The organism is Paenibacillus sp. D2_2 (assembly GCF_031199965.1).
Classification (GTDB): domain Bacteria; phylum Bacillota; class Bacilli; order Paenibacillales; family Paenibacillaceae; genus Fontibacillus.
In genome coordinates this window covers 3140951-3159816 of sequence record NZ_CP133605.1, presented here as the reverse complement: position 1 = coordinate 3159816, position 18866 = coordinate 3140951, and the positions used below count along the sequence as shown (strand labels likewise).

Below are 18866 nucleotides of genomic sequence, written 5' to 3'. Positions count from 1 at the left end.
GAGATTAAGAAGACCATGAAGAAAGCAAAGGAATTAAGCACATTTGCTCAGGTAGAAGCTTTTATCAAAGAGCATGGACTAAGCTTCCTGTATGTATCAAGGCCGGATTGCAGTGTGTGTCACGCTATATTACCTAAGCTTCGATCGTTATTGGATCATTTTCCCCAAATGGAGCTAGGACAAGTGAATGCCCTGGAAGTGGAAGAGATAGCTGGAGGATTATCAATCTTTACTGCGCCGACTCTCCTCTTGTTCGTAGATGGTAAGGAATATCTAAGAGAGGATCGATTCGTCCGCTTTGCGGATTTGGAGGAGAAGTTGGCCAGATTATATGAATTATATACATCGTAGTGTTAGAGTAATAGACTCATATTCAAGGTCAGCAGGCCAGAGAATATGAGTCTTTATATTTCAGCAATAATTTATTTTCCTAATGAAGCGGATGAACGATAGCTCCTTTTTCAGGCATAGGTTCGGAATCGATTCCTGTAAAATACAACGGTAGTCCCTCCGCCAATATGGGGTGAGGTGTGGATAGCGGATTTTGCCGTTGATGATGAATATGTAGATGAGGCTCAGAGCTTGACCCACTATTGCCTACTCGACCCAGGACATCGCCTGGCTCTACATGGTCCCCAACCTGTACTGCGACACTATTCTGCCTAAGATGGTTAAGCAATAAATAGGTTCCTGTCTCATCAATTTTTAAGTACACATGATTGCCTTCCATAGATAGGATATCTTCCGAACCAGGCACAATATCCGGCTCCGCGTCATATGCGGCGATTACCGTACCGGATACAGGTGCAAGCACTTCTTGATTCCAAATCCCGTAATCCTCAAAATTTCTACTGCCTGTGCTGTAAGGCTCCATCAGTAAATCATACGCCCAGCGCTCAGAAGGCCATATAACGTGTGGGAGATTAGTATGGGTTGAATTGCCACCCCAACCGACTACCGTTGGCCCGGCGAGGGGCCATGCGACAGTAACGGCAGGTTTAGTCCTGTCGACCTGAGCGGGATATGGCATTGGGATAATATTCAAAGTTAGGAGCAGGTGTAGCGCCATAACCGTACATAAGGCAAAAGTAATTATTCGGCCAGCTACTTGTTTTCTTTTAGACAAAGTGATTGCAATCATGACAAGACTGACCAGCATGCCCGCAGAGCCGATGAATGGCATAACGAGCTTTAACAGAAACCAGGCATAGATTGGCGGCAAGCCGGACGCTCCCAGAACAATTATCCACGGTAATAAAATAATCAAAGCCAGTAACGTGTTGATGTTCCCAATTTTGCGGCTAATTTTTCTCATAACTACCTCTATTTCAATATTGTCGATAATATCCTCTTAATCTATAACGATTGAAATAGTAGAATTACTACATAAGCAATAAAATAGGTCAGAGTAGACTGACTACGAACTAAAAGAAGCTGGAAGGTTAGGAGGGGAGATTAGAATTGAATGCACATGTAGCAGAACGGGTTAGAAATCTACCCTTAACGCCGGGGGTATATCTAATGAAAGATTCCCGCGGCTCTATCATATATGTTGGCAAAGCCAAGCAATTGAAGCGAAGGGTTCAGTCGTATTTTCATAATTCGAAATCTCATTCCCCGAAGATTGCTAAGTTGGTTGCCCATATCGCTGAACTCGAATATCGCAATACGGATACTGAATTTGAAGCGTTTATGCTGGAATGCAGACTGATTCAAGAGCTGAAGCCAATGTACAACAGGAAGATGAAGAATCCGCTCGCTTATACTTATGTAGTCATTAGGAACAAAGCTGGCTTACGGCGCATGGAAGTGACTGATACCCTAGGAGCTGATAGAGAGGGTTTGTATTTCGGCCCTTATACGGCAAATAAGCATGCGGTAGAACGGGCTATACAGAGCATCGAGGAGTGCTACCACATTGCTTGCAGTCAGCCGTTGGCAGGGCGGGCATGCTTGAACCATTCTCTCGGACTATGTAATGGAGTATGTCTCGGAGGGAGTGCTGTGCAGGAGTATGAGCGAATCATGGATCGTATCGTCAGTTTGCTACAAGGAACTGGATTGGCCCTTCTACATGAGATGGAACAGAGTATGCTGGAGGCCGCAGAGCGATTTGAGTTTGAAGAGGCTGCGAAGTGGAGAGATCATATAGAGGCTGTGAACTTCCTGCTGAGAAAAAGAAAGGTGATCGAGTTCTCAGAACAGAATTTAAGCATCGTTGTCTATGAATATGTTGATGATACTATGATCAAGCTTTTCCTAATTAGACGCAATCAGATTCTATTCAGTGAAAAATATCCTCTGCCAGCAGATGGACAAAGGACATGGTTAGCTACGGAGATTCGGTCGAGGATACTGCATTATTTTAAGCCTAACTCAGCTTCTGATGATGCTCCAGTTCAAATAGGTCGAGAAGAAATTGATCAAGCTCAGATCATATACAGTTATTTGCACGGAAGCGGAAGCCATCATCTTCATATTCAGAGCTCCTGGCTTAAAGAGAAGGGACAGCAAGAGTTGAACGAAGCGTTGGATAGCTTCCTGTTGCCTAGTTCCCACGAAAATATTTAGGAGATTGTCCGATGACCTTCTTGAACATCTTAGAGAATAAGAAAGGGTCAGGATATCCGACAGAACGCGATATATCGCTGATGGACAGCTCCGGATTAGCTAGCAATTCAGTTGCACGATTCATACGGTACTCCAGGAGAAAGTTCTGCAGCGAACTGCCGTATTTTGCTTTGAATAGGCTGGACAGATAGGTCCGGTCAAGTCCAACAAAGGTTGCAATGTCCTGAATCGTAATCTTCTGGCTGTAGTTGCTCTCAATAAATCCAATTGCTTGTTGGATATAAGCATCTCTGGAAGGAGAAGGCTTAGGCTGTTCGGAAGAAGCCTCGGAGCAGGATATGAGTTCGGCAATCAGGCGGTAGAGAATGCTCTGGCTTAATACATCGCTGCTTCGCTCGGCATGAACAGCAAGCAGATCATCATAGAAGGTTTCGAAATAAGGGTTTTGAGGCGCATCATAGATGAGTTGAGGCGCTTCAAGCTGGGCGCGTCTCATGAATGATTTAGCGCTAAGACCGTTGAAGGCAACCCAGGAATACGTCCATGGATCAAGCTTATCTGCTTGATAATGAACGATAGTACTCGGATGAATTAGAAAACCCTGGCCTGCGGATAAAGAATAACTATGATTGCCGCTGCGAAATACGCCGCATCCGCTATGAATATGATGGAGAATATAGGAGTCGCGTACCCCTGGTCCCCAGGAATGATTAGGCAGGCACTCCTCTTTGCCGAAGAAGATCAGGTTAAGATCCAGCCGATCTGGTGGCATCGCAGAATTAATCGTGACATTGATTCGAGACATGTAGCAATTTCCTCCGAAGTGAAGTTATAAAAGATAGATTTATATATTACATTATAACAGGTAATATAAAGATATTTGGCAAGAAATCTAATATACATATTGGATTATGACATGTGAATCATGGGTTGCTCCATGTTCCTGGCCTCTACTTGCACTTATACTCAAAGTAGATTATGACATGGAGGCGATGATCAGTGTCCAAAATAACTTTTCTAGGTGCAGGTAGTACGGTTTTTGCTAAAAATGTGCTAGGCGATGTCATGCTGACGGAAGCTCTGCAAAGCTATGAGTTGGCTTTGTATGACATAGATGAGGAGCGATTAAGTGATTCTGAGAGATTACTGAATAGTATGAGGCAGACTCTTGGAAGCAACTGCACAGTCAAGGCGTATCATGATAGGAAGGCAGCGCTTAAAGGCGCCAAATTTGTAATTAATGCAATTCAGGTCGGTGGTTATGATCCTTGTACGATTACAGATTTTGAAATTCCGAAGAAGTATGGCTTGCGTCAGACGATTGCTGATACCTTAGGAATCGGGGAATATTCCGCAACTTGCGGACGATTCCGGTCATGCTTGATTTTGCGCGGGATATGCAAGAAGTGTGTCCCGATGCATTGTTCCTGAACTATACGAATCCGATGGCGGTACTAACGAATGTGATGAATACCGTGGGCGGAATCCGTACTGTAGGGCTGTGCCACAGCGTACAGGTCTGTGTGCCAGGATTGCTTGAATCATTAGGCATGGATTCTGAAGGGGTTCAATCCAAAATTGCCGGAATTAATCATATGGCCTGGCTTCTTGAAGTCACGAAGGATGGGGTAGACTTGTATCCCGAGATTAAGCGCCGGGCGGCGGAGAAACAGAAGGAGAAGCATCATGATATGGTGCGGTTCGAGTTGATGTTGCGTTTCGGCTATTATGTAACAGAGTCGTCTGAGCATAATGCCGAATATCATCCTTACTTCATCAAGCGTAATTATCCAGAGTTGATCGAACGCTTCAATATTCCGCTTGATGAGTATCCGCGTCGCTGTATTGAACAGATTAAGGGTTGGAAGGAAATGCGCGAGAAGCTGTTTGCTAGCGAGAGCATAGAGCATGTCCGTACCCATGAGTATGCCTCTTACATTATGGAAGCGATCGAGACGAACAAGCCATTCAAGATCGGCGGCAATGTGATGAACAATGGGTTAATTACGAATCTGCCGACCGATGCTTGTGTGGAAGTTCCATGCTTAGTAGATGCCTCAGGCATTACACCAACTTATGTAGGAGCACTACCGCCACAGCTGGCCGCCCTGAACAGAACGAATATCAATACACAATCGTTGACGATTGAAGCAGCCGTAACAGGACGCAAAGAACATATTTATCATGCTGCGATGCTTGACCCTCATACCTCTGCCGAGTTGTCCATCGATGATATCGTCTCGCTCTGTGACGATCTGATCGAAGCACACGGTAGCTGGCTGCCGGACTTTAAGTGATCGTTGTTCAAATTAGTGTCAGCACCGGATGACTTGTCCGGACCATAAAAGTTCATCCAATATAGTTGAGAGACAGACTCCCTTCTTGTAGACGAAGCGGGAGCCTGTCTCTTTTGACACTATTGATATCCAATATGTGGTATTATAAATTTAGATAGCGCATAAATAGAGTAGGAGGTAGCTTAATGAATCGATGGGCATTACTCGGAAAATGGTTCGTGATCGTTCTTCTAGTAGGCGGTAGTTTAGGGGTGAACAACCTGGAAGTGAAGGCGGACTCTCCGGCTCAAGTTGTTAGCGCCGCTGGTGGAGATTTATTTGGAGTAGCAGCATGGAGCGATGGTTCCGTTACCAGCTGGGGAGACAATAAATTCGGCCAGCTCGGGGATGGTACAAGCATTCATCAATATATACCGAAGAAGATTGCTGGACTTGGGCATGTAACTCAGGTTGCGGCATCGCAGAACACTTCATTTGCTGTGACGTCTGAGGGGGAGGTCTGGGCCTGGGGACGGGATATTCCGAATATGTGAATGATGATCCTGTACTACCTTTTCAAAAAAGAGAACTTCCATCCAAGCTTGAAGGTCTAAGCGGCGTGGCAAGCATCAGTACGAACGGTTCCGCAGGAATCGCGGTGTATAAGGATGGCACGGCAACATTGTGGCATATTTTTTATGACTCGGATTATATCAAGCAGATCAAGTATGTACCTCTAAAAGGAGTTACGGGGATAAAAGAAGTGCAAATAATGGGCTCGAAAGCACTGCTTCTGGATCAGAATGGCAAGTTGAGCTCCCTGTATATATATAATGACTTCTACGGGAGGTACCGGACTGAAAACGAGATAAAAGCACCAGAATTTCTCAAAGCGGACGTATCCCGATTTGCTATATCATGGCGAGACATCTTCCTGCTTAGTAAGGATGGAACAGTACTTCAATTGAATGAGAAGAGTCAGAAATTCACGGTAGTCAGTGGGTTAAAAGGAATTTCTGATATTCAGACAGGTTATAACCGTCTATATGCTCTTAAGCAAGACGGTACGGTTTGGCAGTGGAACTATAACTCTGGAAGCAAGGCTAAGCCATTTCAAGTCAAAGGGTTGACTGGAATCTCTGCAATTTGGGGAACGACAGGTCAAACAGGCTTTGCTTTAAATAAAAAAGGACAATTCTTGGCCTGGTCCAGTGAATATAACGTGGGACTCGCAACGGGCAGTGGAACAGAAAATAGTGGTTCGAACGGATCAGAGCTTATGATCACTCCTGTACAACAGGCCTTGTCTTGGAAGGTAAATGGAGAGGACATAAACTTCTATGCCACCTCAGCTATGGTAGATAATAAATTGTACGTGCCTTATACCAGCGTGTTCAAAGCGATGGGTGTAAATATTTCACGCAAAGAAGTGAAGGCGAGCGATCCGAAGGCTGTGCCCCGTTCTAATACGGAATGGAGCTTCACTTATGGGGAACGGACCGTTTCAATACTTCAAGGCAAGCCGAATGAAGTGTACTTCAATGGCAAGAAATCAAAGAGTCCTGGGCAAATTCTTTACTTGGCCAACTCGACGTTGTTTCCGCTAGAAATCATCTGTGAAGGTCTGGGTATCGATTTGAAATGGAACAAAGCGACTGGAGAGATTGTGATTCAATCTTAAAAGGCTGCGGTATATAAATTGTCTATTCAAGACCACCAATAAATCCCCTGTGATATTATCGCAGGGGATTATGTCTGTCACATATTTGACAGAGCAGTACAAAATACGTATTCTAATAACAGTACATACTTAAGAAGGGATGCAGGTTCATGAGTAAGAGTGGAAGACCTCGCGAATTTAAAGACACCGCAGTAATTGATGCCGCTGTGGAAGTGTTCTGGACGAACGGGTACGAAGCCTGTTCAACGGATGACCTTTGCAAGCAAACTGGACTCGGCAGAGGGAGTTTATATAACGCATTTGGAAGCAAACACGAATTGTATGAGCAAGCTCTTCGGCGATATCATGAAGTGGGTATTCAGGCGCAAATTGAATTATTGGAGCAAGAGGGCCCAGTAAAGAATTGTCTCCGCTCGTTATTGGAGTGGGAGATCCCCAAGGGGGCAGAAGCTGACAGTAGAGGGTGTCTTCTGATTAATGCGGCGGGTGAAAGGGCAAAAAGCGATCCTGTCGTCGAGAAGATCTTTAAGCAACATGTAGGTCTACTGGAACAAGCGATATGGAATGCGATCCGAAGGGGTCAGGAAACGGGCGAAATTTCCAAAGAGAAAACAACTGAAGAGCTTGCCGGAATGTTCCTTAGTAGCTACTATGGACTTCGCGTTATTTTTCCAGCTACGATGGATTATGCCTTGGCGGAACGGATGATTGATGGAATCCTAAACTCTATTTTTTAGAGAGAAGAGGGTTTACTTATATTTTTATGGGTAATTTTGTACTGTATAGTACAAAATTGATTATTCGAAAAATGATCACTTGATAATGATTTAATCCGTTCAGAAATTTTTTTGTTTAATATTGTACTGATTATTACAAAATATAAAATATTGATAGGAGTTGTTGTTTACATGCCATTAGCTATCTATGTACTTGGCCTCATGATATTTTCCATGACCACCTCAGAATTTATGGTTGCTGGAATGATGCCTTCGCTTTCAAGAGATTTCGGGGTCTCTATTTCAGCAGTAGGGTATCTTATTTCCGCCTATGCTGCCGGAATGATTATCGGGGACCGCTTCTTACTGTAGGATTGTTTAAGGTTCCGCGCAAAAAAGCTTTTATGGTGCTTGCTATCCTTTTCCTAGCAGGTCAAACCTTGGGAGCCCTTGCTCCAAACTATGAGATGATGATGATAGCGCGAGTAGTTACCGGAATCGCTTCATCCGCTTGTTTCGGAGTCGCGCTTGCGCTTGCTCTAACGCTTATAAGTCCGGAGTCCAGCGGTCGAGCGGCCTCAATCGTTCTTGGCGGTTTAATGGTGGCTACTGCTATTGGTCTGCCAGTTGCGATGCTATTCGATCAGTATTTTGGATGGCGAGCGAGCTTCTGGGCGGTTGCTGTTCTAGTGCTATTGTCCGCAATTTTAGCACAATGGCTAATTCCTTCATCACCATCAGCAGAACCCGTCAGCATACAAGAAGAATTCAAAGACTTCAACAACCATCACTTGTGGGCTGCTTACACGACGAGCATGTTGATTATTGGAGCTACATTTGCGGCATTCAGTTATTTTTCACCTATCCTGACTGATGTTGCTGGTTTTAGTGAGAAGACCGTACCACTTTTGCTTGGTATCTACGGGGTGGCCACTGTGATCGGGAACATCATTACAGGAAGGCTTGCCGACCGATATATGATGCCTATTTTAACGACAGGTTTGATTATGCTTGTGACCGCATTGATTGTTTTTGGCATGTTCGCTGAACACCCAGTAATTGTAGTAATCGTTGTGATCGTCATCGGGTTCGCAGGGGTGCCAATGAATCCGGCTATGGTGACCCGTGTAACACGGTCCTCCAATGCGGGATCATTGGTTAATACGATTCATGTTTCCATTATCAATCTTGGTATTGTTGTGGGCTCATCACTCGGAGGATTCACGATCGATCGAGGTTTTGCTTTGACATCCCCATTATGGGTTGGTGTATTCCTAGCTGTACTGGGATTCATTTCACTGCTACCTTATCTGTTAAAGGCTCGTGTAACGGAAGTTCAAGCTGGAAGCAGTAAACAGACTTGCGCTTAATAGTCGGACTACACATTGGACATTAATGACCGTTAGTATTGTTTTTTTGGTACTTCCCCTGTGTAACGGACAATAATGTCCAATATAAATTCCTACGCCTAATGTTCAACTGGCTCTTGTAGCCCCAAATGTGGATATTTAATTGTTAAATAGCGTACAAGCTAATACAGCCATAATCGGAATACAGCGCCAAATAATCTCTAGTAAAAACTAGCTTGCAGTTCTTCACAATATACTCTGGTTTGAATTCGAGTATTCGTTGCCAAGACTCTGTATGATAGAGTTCGACCTTCCCGTAGGTGTATACAGCCAGGAGTGGTTTAGTAGAATGCACGGCAAAACTTCTAACATGCTCGGTTTTCCATTCCGACCGTCTAATTAGAGTGTTCATATCATAGCATGCAAGCTCCCATGAGCCGTATTGTTCCTGAGTGAATAAGTAACGACCATCAGCTGAAAAATCCATGGCCGCTGTCATAGCACTAATGCTTTTGGTAATCGAATGTGCAGAGCCTGTCTTAATATCGCAAATGATAATATCATCAGGATGAGTACAATAGGCCATGAAGCGCCCGTTTCGCGAAAGTGCAGCGCATAGCTGAGGACTGTGACCGTTAACGAGTTCTGGCGTTACCTCCGTCTGATACAGGCATTCCTGCTTCAGCAGATCTGTCATCACTAATTGAGCCCCATCGTACCAAAGCCCACGGTTTCCCGATAGGGAGAGCGTGCTGTTATGATATGTAAACGTGGTGTAGCTTCGAATACTGCCGCCTATGACCAATCCTGATATTTGATGGCTGTCATTGATTAGAAGTTCGCCTGCTTCCAGACAGTAATACATATCATAGATCAGATGATTTCCTGCCAATTCCCATGAGAGCTGTTTTCGCCCATGTTCGTCCAGATGATAGATCTCTTCCTTTTCAAATTCGCCTACTACATATCCAGCATAGAACTGATTAGTGTCAGGAACAGCTGCCAACGGCATAAAACCGGTGTACCCGGCGCCGATATAGAGTTGAAACAATGGAGTGCCCGGTGTTGCCTCGGTATTTCTATAAATGAAGCCTTTTTTAAGCTTGCTCCACATTTCTTTCTTCGCATATTTTGCCGCTTGACCCGGATCATCGAATAACTTCTCCCGCGGCTTGCCTCCGTTATTCGACGTAACAACACGATCCCCGTCACAGACGATTTCCCAAGTTTTGTGGCTATTTGAATCTTGAAATACTCTTCTCATAGGATCGTTAATCCCCTTTTCATTATAGATCCGTAAAATTATACCATGGAAATAGGTCTTGAAAGGTGAAGAACAGGAAAATTCAGGTGAAAAGGCCGATCTCGATGCGTCGCTGGTCCCGTGTGTTCAGGGAAATGCTTCCTTTATACTGGTCATATGGCTGCCGGTATGCAGCTATGTTATGAAAGGAGGTGATATAGCGATGAGTGTAATTCATATGTTGGTCGGTATTCCGGGCAGCGGGAAAAGCCATTACGCCAAGGAATTATGCAAGCGTGAAAAAGCAATTGTAGTAGCAACTGATTCCATTCGGGAAAGATTGTTCGGAAGTGAGTCGAAGCAAAAAAACACGTATTTAGTGTTTGATGCGGCTTTTGCGGATATTGAGCGGGCGCTCAGTGCAGGCAGAAATGTAATCTTTGATGCCACGAATGCTAGCCGGGATCGTCGACTTAAATTCTTGAAACGTTTCGAAGGCACACTGGTTCAGTGTCATGTATTGGATACCCCTTATGAGGTCGCAAAGGTGCGAATTGAGGGAAGAAAACGGCGGATCGGTGACAAGGTGTTAACCAAGTTTGCTAAGAACTTCGAATTCCCTGTTCTTGGTGAGGGCTTTCAGGCTTTACATCTGGTTCATGCTCCTGTAGAGACGGGCCTTGATCGATGCAGATTGGAGCAGTTACTTGTGGAGCGAGCGGGACATGATGAACTGTTTGCTTATCTGGCAGCATCACCCCATTTCCAAGTCATGCTGGGGTATGATCAAGAGAATCCGCATCATTCCAAGACTTTATCCGAGCATACCTATGCTGTCCTGGATTATATCAATGTTTTCTATGAAGGAGACAACTTGCTAGCTATGCAGCTTGCGGCTTTGTTCCACGATGCGGGTAAACCGTTCTGTAAGGTATGGAAGGAGGCCCGTGGCTACTACTCGTATTATGGGCATGAGCATGTGTCTGCCATGATAACCTGTCATGTGCTGAAGCAGCTTGGATATGAAGATGATTTTATCCTACATGTCGTAAATATGGTCAGCTTCCATATGGAGATATTGCACGGTGGGGATGCGGGAGCGTCTAAGATTTATCATTTGCTTGGTGGGGATAGGCTTGCGGAGTTGTATTTTTTTGCTGAGGCAGATTCCTTTGCCAAATAAGGATGTTATAGCATCCTGAAATAAAAGAGGAGATTCCATATGAAAATTAAATATCCAAAGACGATGCATCTGCCATGGTCGCGGGGATATACCGATGATGACAAAATATTGCGCAATACCGATCATTTCACGGGGCGGGAAGTCGTTATTACCGAAAAAATGGATGGCGAAAACACGACGATGTACCGGGACTTCATACATGCCAGATCGCTGGACAGTAAGGACCATCCCTCTCGGCATTACGTCAAAACGTTACATGGTGGTATTAAGTACCTGATTCCCGAAGGATACCGGTTATGCGGGGAGAATGTGTACGCGAAGCACTCACTATTTTACTCAGCTCTACCAAGTTATTTCATGCTGTTCTCTGTGTGGAATGAACAGAATATCTGCTTATCCTGGGATGAGACGGTGGATTTGGCGGCACGCCTCAATTTGTCGACAGTTCCTGTGCTTTACCGAGGAATTTGGAGCAAGGAAGCGGCTAAGGCGTGTTATACTACACAGTCGCGTTGTGGCGGAGAACAAGAAGGATACGTTGTCAGGCTGGCATCCCCTTTTGCCTATGAGGATTTCAAACGGTCTGTGGCCAAATTCGTCCGCAAAAACCATGTTCAAACCGATGAACATTGGTTAAGCAAACCGGTTGAACCAAACCTGCGTGCCGAGGTAGCGGCGGAATAAAGTTGTTGATTAAAGTCTATGGGCATCAAAGTGACTTAGTGGAGACGAGAAATAAGCTATATTAGACATTTTGATAAGAAAGAGGTGTTGATCATGTAATTCCGAGTAGAAGTACCTTAAACAGAAGTTCTAACGAAACTAGATATCGCTATGGGGGCTGCAAAGGTCATCTGAGAATTTTAACGAAACTGGGTAACGCTATTGAACTATATTTGGGGCGTAGAGCTTGTTTTTATCCTAAATAACGTTTTGTAGTTTCGTTAGATTCGAATTTAGCTTGTTTTTGAAGAGATAGCGATCTGTAGTTTCGTTAGAAATACATCTGAGCCTGAAAAGGAGGTGATCATTTTGTGCACAGGGGTTTCGTTTTACGACACTCTTCATATTCATCCATTGGAAGCATTGCAAGCCGGGAAGTCTTATTTTGATGTCATTGGCATGCCGATTACCGGAGCCACTTATTATGAGCATATAAAGAATGGGGACCATGAAGGGGATCATGATCTATTCGAGGTATCCTTGGAGAAATTAGAGGCAAGAATCGAGAACGGGTTGACAAGTTCTTATTGGCTTTACAGCGATGTACGTGGAGGGCGACCCTGGGACGCCGCCTTTACATATCAGACCTGGTGAATATGGTAGTTTTCCGCATATCGGGGCCCATTGCGACAGTAAGCTTGAAGAGATATATGGGGCGATAACGGAGTGGACTAACAGTGCTGCACAGCGGTTTGATGTACCATACGGCATTGTATATACGGCAGATAGAATTACGAAAGCAATGTACTACGCGGCGGGCGAAAACGGTGCCACCATGTTTCCTTATGAGAACGGCTTCGCTTTTATTCACGAAGCGCCGGGAACCTATCAGGGACAGGGTCGATACACAGAAAACATGTTGCGGATGGTGTATCCATATAATCTTCTAAGTGAGAAGCATATGAAAATTCATATCGCGGGGCAGGGAGATGGCCAGACCTTGCGAGACTGGATTGAAGATAACGAAGAACGAGGGTCGCTCCGTCCGATCAGCAATCATTTCGTATGGGAAATACCGGTTGAACATCTTAAGGTTGTGAATCAGATATTAGGCGAAGCCGGGATTCTGGTGGCCTGGCGGACTCAAAAGCCCAAGCAACGTGTTCGAAAATTACCGTAATTTAAAGGTAGTTCAAAAAGCTCAGTGTTGATAAGAAAACCGATCTTTCTGAACACGATCTTATATTCAATTAGTCATAAATACATAGGAGGCAAAGTGATGAGCGAAGAAGTAGAAGAAAATACATCCGGCTGGGATGCGATTGATCAGGAATTAGGTAAAATCTACGGGGAGCAAGAGCCGAAGCATTATGGGACGATGATTCCCTATTCACTTGGAGGCGAGGATCCGCTCGATGGTATTAGTGCCTACAAAAGCGAGATGCCAGTGCCACATTGGCATTTTGTCACGTATGGGTTTTCGGAACTGTATGAGAAAGAATCCGAGAATACGGAGCACAGTGGTTATGGGTTTGAACTTACGTTCCGGCTTGTGCGGAATGAAGACGAGGAAGAGCCACCGGCTTGGGCGCTAAATTTGTTGCAAAATATGGGAAGATACGTGTTTGGCAGCGGTAATGTGTTCCGGTCAGGCGATTATTTGGATGCTAATGGCCCGATCTGTCTGGGTGCGGATACGCTTCTCACAGCACTGGCTTTTACGTTAGACCCGGAATTGCCGGCGGTTGAAACACCTAATGGTCATTTGCAATTTATTCAAATGGTCGGCATTACAGCTGATGAGCTTGAGGCTATGCAGACCTGGAATACGCTAGGCGTGCTTGAGTCGGGCTTGGCGCAAATTCCAGGGTATGTAACGGATCTATCGCGGGACTCTCTTTTACAGATTCCAGCGATTGCCGAAGCAGTCGAGAGAGGAATAGAGCTGGATGGCTCCAATACAGGCTTTTTATTCGTGGATCAATTGAGCTGGGAGTCTGGTAAGAAAGGATGGTTCAAGAAACAGCCGGATCGCGTGATACTAGGGGCGAAACAAGCGGGAATCATCGGCAAGCTGCTGCGTGGACGGATTCTGAAACAGAGAAATCTTACTCTTGTCAGTCAAGAGATTCAGGTTGTATTTGAGCCAGGCGGAACCGCTAACTATAGTATGGAGAATCAGGAGATCAGCATTCGCTTGAATGGAGCGGCTGCCACCGAGCTAAGTCAAAGATTGGCACCCCGAGAAGCGAGTTTATGCTGGATTCACTACCAGGGCTAACGTTCCAAATTGTGAAGACTCATATTAAAGATCAAGATGGTAATGTCGTCGAGACGATCGGCTGACATAAGCAAGAGAGAAGCAGGAGATGAAGTAGTAAGCCTATACGTAGGTCTATAAGAGGAGAGTTGCGTTTGAATCAATATGTCGAGGCTTTTCTTGACGATGTATGGAGTCAGATCATCCCGGTCTATGAGCGGGAAAGCGAGAGAATTAAAGAGTTGAAAAATCGTAGCCGGCTTCAGGCTGGGGTGAACGATTATTTTAAAGTCTCGTGGAAGAACGGTCAGCAAGGCGACGGATACGGAACGATATTTATCGATGTATACGAACCCTTTGATTGGAGCGATAGCTCTTATACAGTGGAAGCAGGTTCTTATATTGAAGGTTTGATGGAAATGAAGGAAGAAGCGCTGTTGGAGGAACTTTATTCCGCTTTGCGTTCGCAAGTGGAAGAGACTTTTCAATCCGATCAATATGGCAGCTGGTTTTTCGATTACCGAATGGAACTGATTCTGGAATTGGAGTGGGAGTCTGCCGCTCTGCGCCGTCAAGAGGTGCTAATCAATGAGCATAAACTTCAAGCGCTGAAGCAGGAACTGGCTATGTTCATCCAATCCAAGGTACTGGCAGAGCTGCCAGTGCGGCCGAACAAGGACGATGAATTTTTCTTTGCGCGCCATTTGCTTAATCCGCAGCTTTTTGCCCAGAAGTCTGACATTATAGATCCATTAATTCAGTGTCTGAACGACAAGCATCGTGCGAACCATAGCCGTCTTGAGCAGTGGTCCCATCAGTATACTTCGGCCTTTAGAGCGTGGGCTGAAAAACAGTTTTTGGAGCGGTATTTTGACCGAATCGGGAATTTCGGGCATGAATGGTTGCTTAAAGAGGAAGCCAAGGCCAGCCTGCCAAATGCCGATGCAATGGAATTTTTTCTATATGCGGCACTGCAGATTGGTCGTAAAGATCCGGACACTCGCAAGGAATATCTTGAACTTGCCAAGAAGCTGGGATCGGAACAGGCAGCGAATTATTTGCAGCAGGGCAGCGGACGGTATGAAAGCATGCGGCAAGGCAGCTTATTCCAAGGCAAAGCGAACGATATTTTGCAGACGATCGACATCCGAATCGCGTCTGAAGAGGAAGCAGCCTACCGCGAAGCGCTGGACTATGTCATCTTGCTCTTAGAGCAAGGGTTCCCAAGGGTTATAAGCTTACGTTGCGAAGCAAAGCCAAAAACTATTTATCGGTTAAAAAGCTGGCGAAATCGCAGCAGCATCAACTTTTTGCCAATTGCCTCCAGTACCCAGGCTTGTTTCCGCGCGTAGCGGATTATGCAGAAGCTGCTATGGAGGAATTCGCTTGGTACGGGGATGTGGAGCCCGGCGAGAAGTCGGGAATGCCCGGAACCTATGCGGTGTTTGGGTTGGGATTGTACAGCGAAGCCTATTACCCGCTCTTGCAACGATACATGGAACTGGTGGATTCGGAGCATCAATCGGTTCAGGACGGATATGCGGAGGCTTTTGTGGAAGCACATGGGCTTTCCGTGCAACAGATGCCAGTGTTGATATCTATCTTACTGGGAGGCAATGAGTCGGCAGGGACAGTTAAAAATATCGTCATCGATAGTACGGATCTGGCGGACGCACTTGTGCATGAGCTTACAGCAAAGGAAGATTACCAGCGTGAATACGTTCTTTATCGGATTTTTGGCAGCCGCAGCAAGCTGGCACAGCGTGCGAAGAAGGAAGCATCGCCGCTCAAGGACAAGCTGGAGAAACTGCTGGCTTGGATGAGATAAGTAGTCTGGAAAAGCCTGACCGAAGGAATCTGGAAGAAGGTAAAATAGATGGACCAAGCTTAGATTCCCTCATACAGCTTGCAATAAGTCGAATCAACTGGAGGGGCTATGGATAATACACCTGCTAGACCCATAACTATTAAAGAACTTATAGATACCGCAAATGATTCATGGGCCGAACTTAGCGAAGTGCTGAAAAACAGTGCAAATACCTACAAAATTATACCAGCAGAGGTAGATGCGGCTAAGGAGACTTTATACGCTTTGCAAGTGAGCACCCGATCCTATTTAGGCAGTGTCGCCTATCGGACCGGGGGCATTTTGTTTGACGAAGGATGGATCACTCTATTTGGAGCTGGAGGAGCCGGAATTTACGGCAGTTTGACCTCTTGGAATGGTCTGCTTGGGAAGAATGATCCAGAGTTTGCTCCCTTGGAGGGAATGCTGGTTGTAGCCTACGATGCAGCAGGCGGTTTTTTTGCCTTGGATACAGGACGATATGAAGGTACCGGTCTAATCTATTATTTTGCTCCGGACTCGCTAGAATGGGAGTCAACCGAGCTAGCTTATTCCGGATTTATAGCGTGGCTGGCCGATGGAGATCTGGAGCAGTTCTACCAGACCTTCCGCTGGAGAGGCTGGCAGAAGCAAGTCAGGCAGTTGGAGCGCGGTCGAGTACTGAGTTATTACCCTCCGCTGTGGTCGGAAGAAGGGGACGGAGGGAACAGTAGCAAACACCCGATCTCGATCAAGGAAGCATGGCTCGCAGCTGTAAAATAGTAAATTACCAAAGTTACTAGAAGGAGGGAGAGGAAGTATGACAGAAAAAGTTCCATGTCAAAGCGAAGGCTGCGCGGCTATGATTTTACCGACAACCGCTGCTAAAACGGGAGGATACTGCATGCCCTGTTACCAGGAGCAAGAGCGGAAGAAGCGGGAAGCCTATATTCAACAGCATCGTAAAACGGTGAATTTGTATGAAGGTCTGAATGATCCAGTGGAAATTTTGAAAATCATGCACAGCCCCAAGCAATATGATCCCCTTATTAAATACACTCCATATCCACGCAGCAAAGAACAGGTTTACGCGTCGTCGTCTCCTACTGAAGCGGAGAGCATGGTCGCTTATGCGTCTCACTTACTGGTATCAGGAGATGAAGATACGAGCCGTGACATTCTATCCTCCCTTGTAAGCTTCCGTAACGAATCGATCGCGGGATGCTTGCCGCTCCTCTTGGAACACGAGGTATACTATCCAGGAATTTTGTATAAAGATGCTGGACCTGATGTTCGGGACCGGCTCTGGATCAGCTAGAATGGGATGACGAAAATAGGAATCTTATTTTGCTTGCCATTGCCTGGATTGGGGATGAACAAGTCGTTCGCCGCTTTCAAGAATGGCGGAAGAAGCCTCCGGAGTGGGCAGAGCATTTGTACGTCGTTCCAGAATTGTACGCCCGGGAAGCGGGCTGGGAGCTGTCGGATTCTGGGCAACAGCGCAACCTGGTTCAAGGGAGTAGCTATGCTATTGAGAAAATGGAAGACCAGCGCGATTCCACAGTTCAACAATGTCCTCAGGATTTTTAAGACATGCTGCTGCGGATTGCCCGTGGTGCGGCGGAAAATTAACTAGACTGATCGATGTGAATACTTCCCATACGGCACTGGCCAGATGGAACCTATCTTGGGAGCGGCTGCAGGTGGATACCTGTGTGAATTGCGGATGTTATGGCGTTATTTATATGGAGCTGGATGGAAACGGTGCGCCAAACTGGAGCACATATAACCGGAAGCCAGATTACTTGCCCGACATAGAATTAGAAGAATACAGCAGAGAGTATTTGCAGGTCGGTCCGCAACTGACGTTATCCGGCATCCCTCGTTCTGCTTACTACGCTGCGGTATGGGAGTTAGATTCCCATTCCAAATTCGGTGGGTATCCGGGTTGGGTACAAGATGCCGATTATCCGAATTGTCCGTGCTGTGGCCGGAGTATGCTTTTTATCGGACAGTTGGATTGGTCGGATATGGAGGATTATGGTGAGGGAATTTATTATATGTTTATTTGTCCCATGGACCGGATGACGGCGACAACGTACCAGCAAAGCTGAACCGTATCACTATGCGAAATATAGGCAAATCGGCGTTAAGGAAGGAGATATCTTCGGCCGGTATCTGTAACAGGTCTTAGTAGGAGGTATTCCGATGAAGAAACATAGCAAGAGATCGCTGCAAATCGTAGACATTGCCCGAGAACCCTTGGAGAGATTCCTTATATCACCGCCGCTACCAAAGGAGCAGGCATATCCTATGAATGGCTCCCTATTTATTGGGGCGAGATGATTGGGCTACCGGAAGAATGGGATGCACTGGTTATCGCTTCTGATTTGCAGGGGATCGCTGGGCATAGGAGTGTTGAGGCCGAGGATGCTAATCAGGTAGTAGGGTCTACGAGAGGCGAACAAAAGCTGCTGGGCGAAGAACTGGCGGAGACCCTGGTGCTCTTGCTGCAAATCCACTTACCGGACTTGGATCCGGCCAAGGTGCTGGTGTGCTTATGCGGCGATCTGTTTACTGATCCAGCCCGAAGGGGGGCCAGCGGCGATCCACTCCTGTTTGGCGGGCTTTCCGGAAACATTTTGGGTTCGTAACAGGCGTTGCTGGAAATCATGATCTTCTAACGGAGGACGGGAAAACCGAATTGTCCTCTACGGCAGGGATTCATTTCTTCTCTGATGCAGGGAAGATCACTCACGACGGGCTGAGCATAGCAGGTCTGGGAGGGATTATTGGCAGAGCGGATAAACCCCACCGCATGGCGGATGCTGATTATCTGGAAAACTTGCGTCGGCTTGTCAGGCAGGGGCCTGATGTTCTACTTCTTCATGAAAGCCCAAAGATGGGGCGCAAGGACAACCGGGCAACCCGGATATTTTCAAAGAGCTGCAGGGGCTCCTGTCCCATTAATTTGCTGTGGACATATTCATTGGGAAGAAGCGCTGGCTGAACTAGACGATGGTCCGCAGATTTTAAATGCGGATGGTCGGGCTTTTATCTTCACGGCTGCGGTGCTGGATTAGACCGCAATAAAAGCTG

19 protein-coding genes and 4 pseudogenes are annotated in these 18866 nt (G+C 46.0%); 20 read left to right on the top strand and 3 right to left on the bottom strand.

Annotation, left to right across the window (positions count from 1 at the left end; all coding sequences use genetic code 11):
• The first annotated feature begins 15 nt into the window (after nt 1-15).
• Nucleotides 16-351, top strand: a complete 336-nt coding sequence (locus tag RE628_RS16110; protein ID WP_309154040.1) for a thioredoxin family protein — start codon at nt 16-18, stop codon at nt 349-351.
• Between the two features lie 79 nt (nt 352-430).
• On the opposite strand, the gene RE628_RS16105 is transcribed toward RE628_RS16110, so the two are convergent.
• A complete protein-coding gene (locus RE628_RS16105; RefSeq protein ID WP_309154039.1) occupies nt 431-1315 on the bottom strand; it encodes a M23 family metallopeptidase in 885 nt (294 codons plus the stop codon).
• A 146-nt stretch (nt 1316-1461) separates the two neighbouring features.
• Between RE628_RS16105 and RE628_RS16100 the strand changes: the two genes are divergently transcribed.
• Nucleotides 1462-2571, top strand: a complete 1110-nt coding sequence (locus tag RE628_RS16100; RefSeq protein WP_309154038.1) for a GIY-YIG nuclease family protein — start codon at nt 1462-1464, stop codon at nt 2569-2571.
• Here RE628_RS16100 and RE628_RS16095 read toward each other — a convergent pair.
• Entirely contained in the window at nt 2549-3376 is an 828-nt protein-coding gene (locus RE628_RS16095; protein ID WP_309154037.1) for an AraC family ligand binding domain-containing protein, read from the bottom strand. The genes RE628_RS16100 and RE628_RS16095 overlap by 23 nt on opposite strands.
• Nucleotides 3377-3570: 194 nt before the next feature.
• On the opposite strand from RE628_RS16095, the pseudogene RE628_RS16090 reads away from it, so the two are divergent.
• The 5 genes and pseudogenes from RE628_RS16090 to RE628_RS16070 all read left to right on the top strand — a co-directional run bounded on the left by RE628_RS16090 (nt 3571) and on the right by RE628_RS16070 (nt 8614).
• Nucleotides 3571-4868, top strand: a pseudogene (locus RE628_RS16090) (alpha-glucosidase/alpha-galactosidase).
• Between the two features lie 185 nt (nt 4869-5053).
• A complete protein-coding gene (locus RE628_RS16085) occupies nt 5054-5401 on the top strand; it encodes an RCC1 domain-containing protein (protein WP_309154036.1) in 348 nt (115 codons plus the stop codon).
• On the top strand, nt 5398-6528 hold the full coding sequence (locus RE628_RS16080) for a stalk domain-containing protein (protein WP_309154035.1): 1131 nt from the start codon (nt 5398-5400) through the stop codon (nt 6526-6528). Before RE628_RS16085 ends, RE628_RS16080 begins: the two co-directional genes overlap by 4 nt.
• A 149-nt stretch (nt 6529-6677) precedes the next feature.
• Entirely contained in the window at nt 6678-7265 is a 588-nt protein-coding gene (locus RE628_RS16075; protein ID WP_309154034.1) for a TetR/AcrR family transcriptional regulator, read from the top strand.
• Nucleotides 7266-7436: 171 nt separating this feature from the next.
• Nucleotides 7437-8614, top strand: a pseudogene (locus RE628_RS16070) (MFS transporter).
• A 145-nt stretch (nt 8615-8759) separates the two neighbouring features.
• On the opposite strand, the gene RE628_RS16065 reads toward RE628_RS16070, so the two are convergent.
• Nucleotides 8760-9857, bottom strand: a complete 1098-nt coding sequence (locus RE628_RS16065) for a hypothetical protein (protein WP_309154033.1) — start codon at nt 9855-9857, stop codon at nt 8760-8762.
• A 202-nt stretch (nt 9858-10059) separates the two neighbouring features.
• On the opposite strand from RE628_RS16065, the gene RE628_RS16060 reads away from it, so the two are divergent.
• The 13 genes and pseudogenes from RE628_RS16060 to RE628_RS15995 all read left to right on the top strand — a co-directional run bounded on the left by RE628_RS16060 (nt 10060) and on the right by RE628_RS15995 (nt 18850).
• Nucleotides 10060-11019 carry an AAA family ATPase gene (locus tag RE628_RS16060; RefSeq protein ID WP_309154032.1) on the top strand — a complete coding sequence of 320 codons (960 nt, stop codon included), beginning with the start codon at nt 10060-10062 and terminating at the stop codon, nt 11017-11019.
• A gap of 39 nt (nt 11020-11058) precedes the next feature.
• Complete coding sequence (locus tag RE628_RS16055) at nt 11059-11703, top strand: RNA ligase family protein (RefSeq protein ID WP_309154031.1); 645 nt, start codon at nt 11059-11061, stop codon at nt 11701-11703.
• A 348-nt stretch (nt 11704-12051) separates the two neighbouring features.
• Nucleotides 12052-12336, top strand: coding sequence for a hypothetical protein (locus RE628_RS16050; protein ID WP_309154030.1), 285 nt, complete (start codon nt 12052-12054; stop codon nt 12334-12336).
• Nucleotides 12284-12862 (top strand): hypothetical protein, encoded by a 579-nt coding sequence (locus RE628_RS16045; protein WP_309154029.1) that lies wholly within the window; start codon nt 12284-12286, stop codon nt 12860-12862. Before RE628_RS16050 ends, RE628_RS16045 begins: the two co-directional genes overlap by 53 nt.
• 99 nt (nt 12863-12961) lie before the next feature.
• A pseudogene (locus RE628_RS16040) lies at nt 12962-14028 on the top strand (suppressor of fused domain protein).
• A 63-nt stretch (nt 14029-14091) separates the two neighbouring features.
• Nucleotides 14092-15770: pseudogene (locus tag RE628_RS16035) on the top strand (DUF6138 family protein).
• Between the two features lie 108 nt (nt 15771-15878).
• Complete coding sequence (locus tag RE628_RS16025; protein WP_309154026.1) at nt 15879-16550, top strand: DUF2625 family protein; 672 nt, start codon at nt 15879-15881, stop codon at nt 16548-16550.
• Nucleotides 16551-16587: 37 nt separating this feature from the next.
• Nucleotides 16588-17085, top strand: a complete 498-nt coding sequence (locus tag RE628_RS16020; RefSeq protein WP_309154025.1) for a hypothetical protein — start codon at nt 16588-16590, stop codon at nt 17083-17085.
• Between the two features lie 29 nt (nt 17086-17114).
• Nucleotides 17115-17357 (top strand): hypothetical protein, encoded by a 243-nt coding sequence (locus RE628_RS16015; protein WP_309154024.1) that lies wholly within the window; start codon nt 17115-17117, stop codon nt 17355-17357.
• Entirely contained in the window at nt 17339-17881 is a 543-nt protein-coding gene (locus tag RE628_RS16010; protein ID WP_309154023.1) for a hypothetical protein, read from the top strand. Before RE628_RS16015 ends, RE628_RS16010 begins: the two co-directional genes overlap by 19 nt.
• Nucleotides 17882-17975: 94 nt before the next feature.
• Nucleotides 17976-18113 (top strand): hypothetical protein, encoded by a 138-nt coding sequence (locus RE628_RS16005; RefSeq protein WP_309154022.1) that lies wholly within the window; start codon nt 17976-17978, stop codon nt 18111-18113.
• Nucleotides 18110-18421, top strand: coding sequence for a hypothetical protein (locus RE628_RS16000; protein ID WP_309154021.1), 312 nt, complete (start codon nt 18110-18112; stop codon nt 18419-18421). Before RE628_RS16005 ends, RE628_RS16000 begins: the two co-directional genes overlap by 4 nt.
• 234 nt (nt 18422-18655) lie before the next feature.
• The gene (locus RE628_RS15995; protein WP_309154020.1) at nt 18656-18850 is read left to right on the top strand and encodes a hypothetical protein; all 195 of its coding nucleotides are present in this window, start codon (nt 18656-18658) and stop codon (nt 18848-18850) included.
• The last annotated feature ends 16 nt before the right edge of the window (nt 18851-18866 follow it).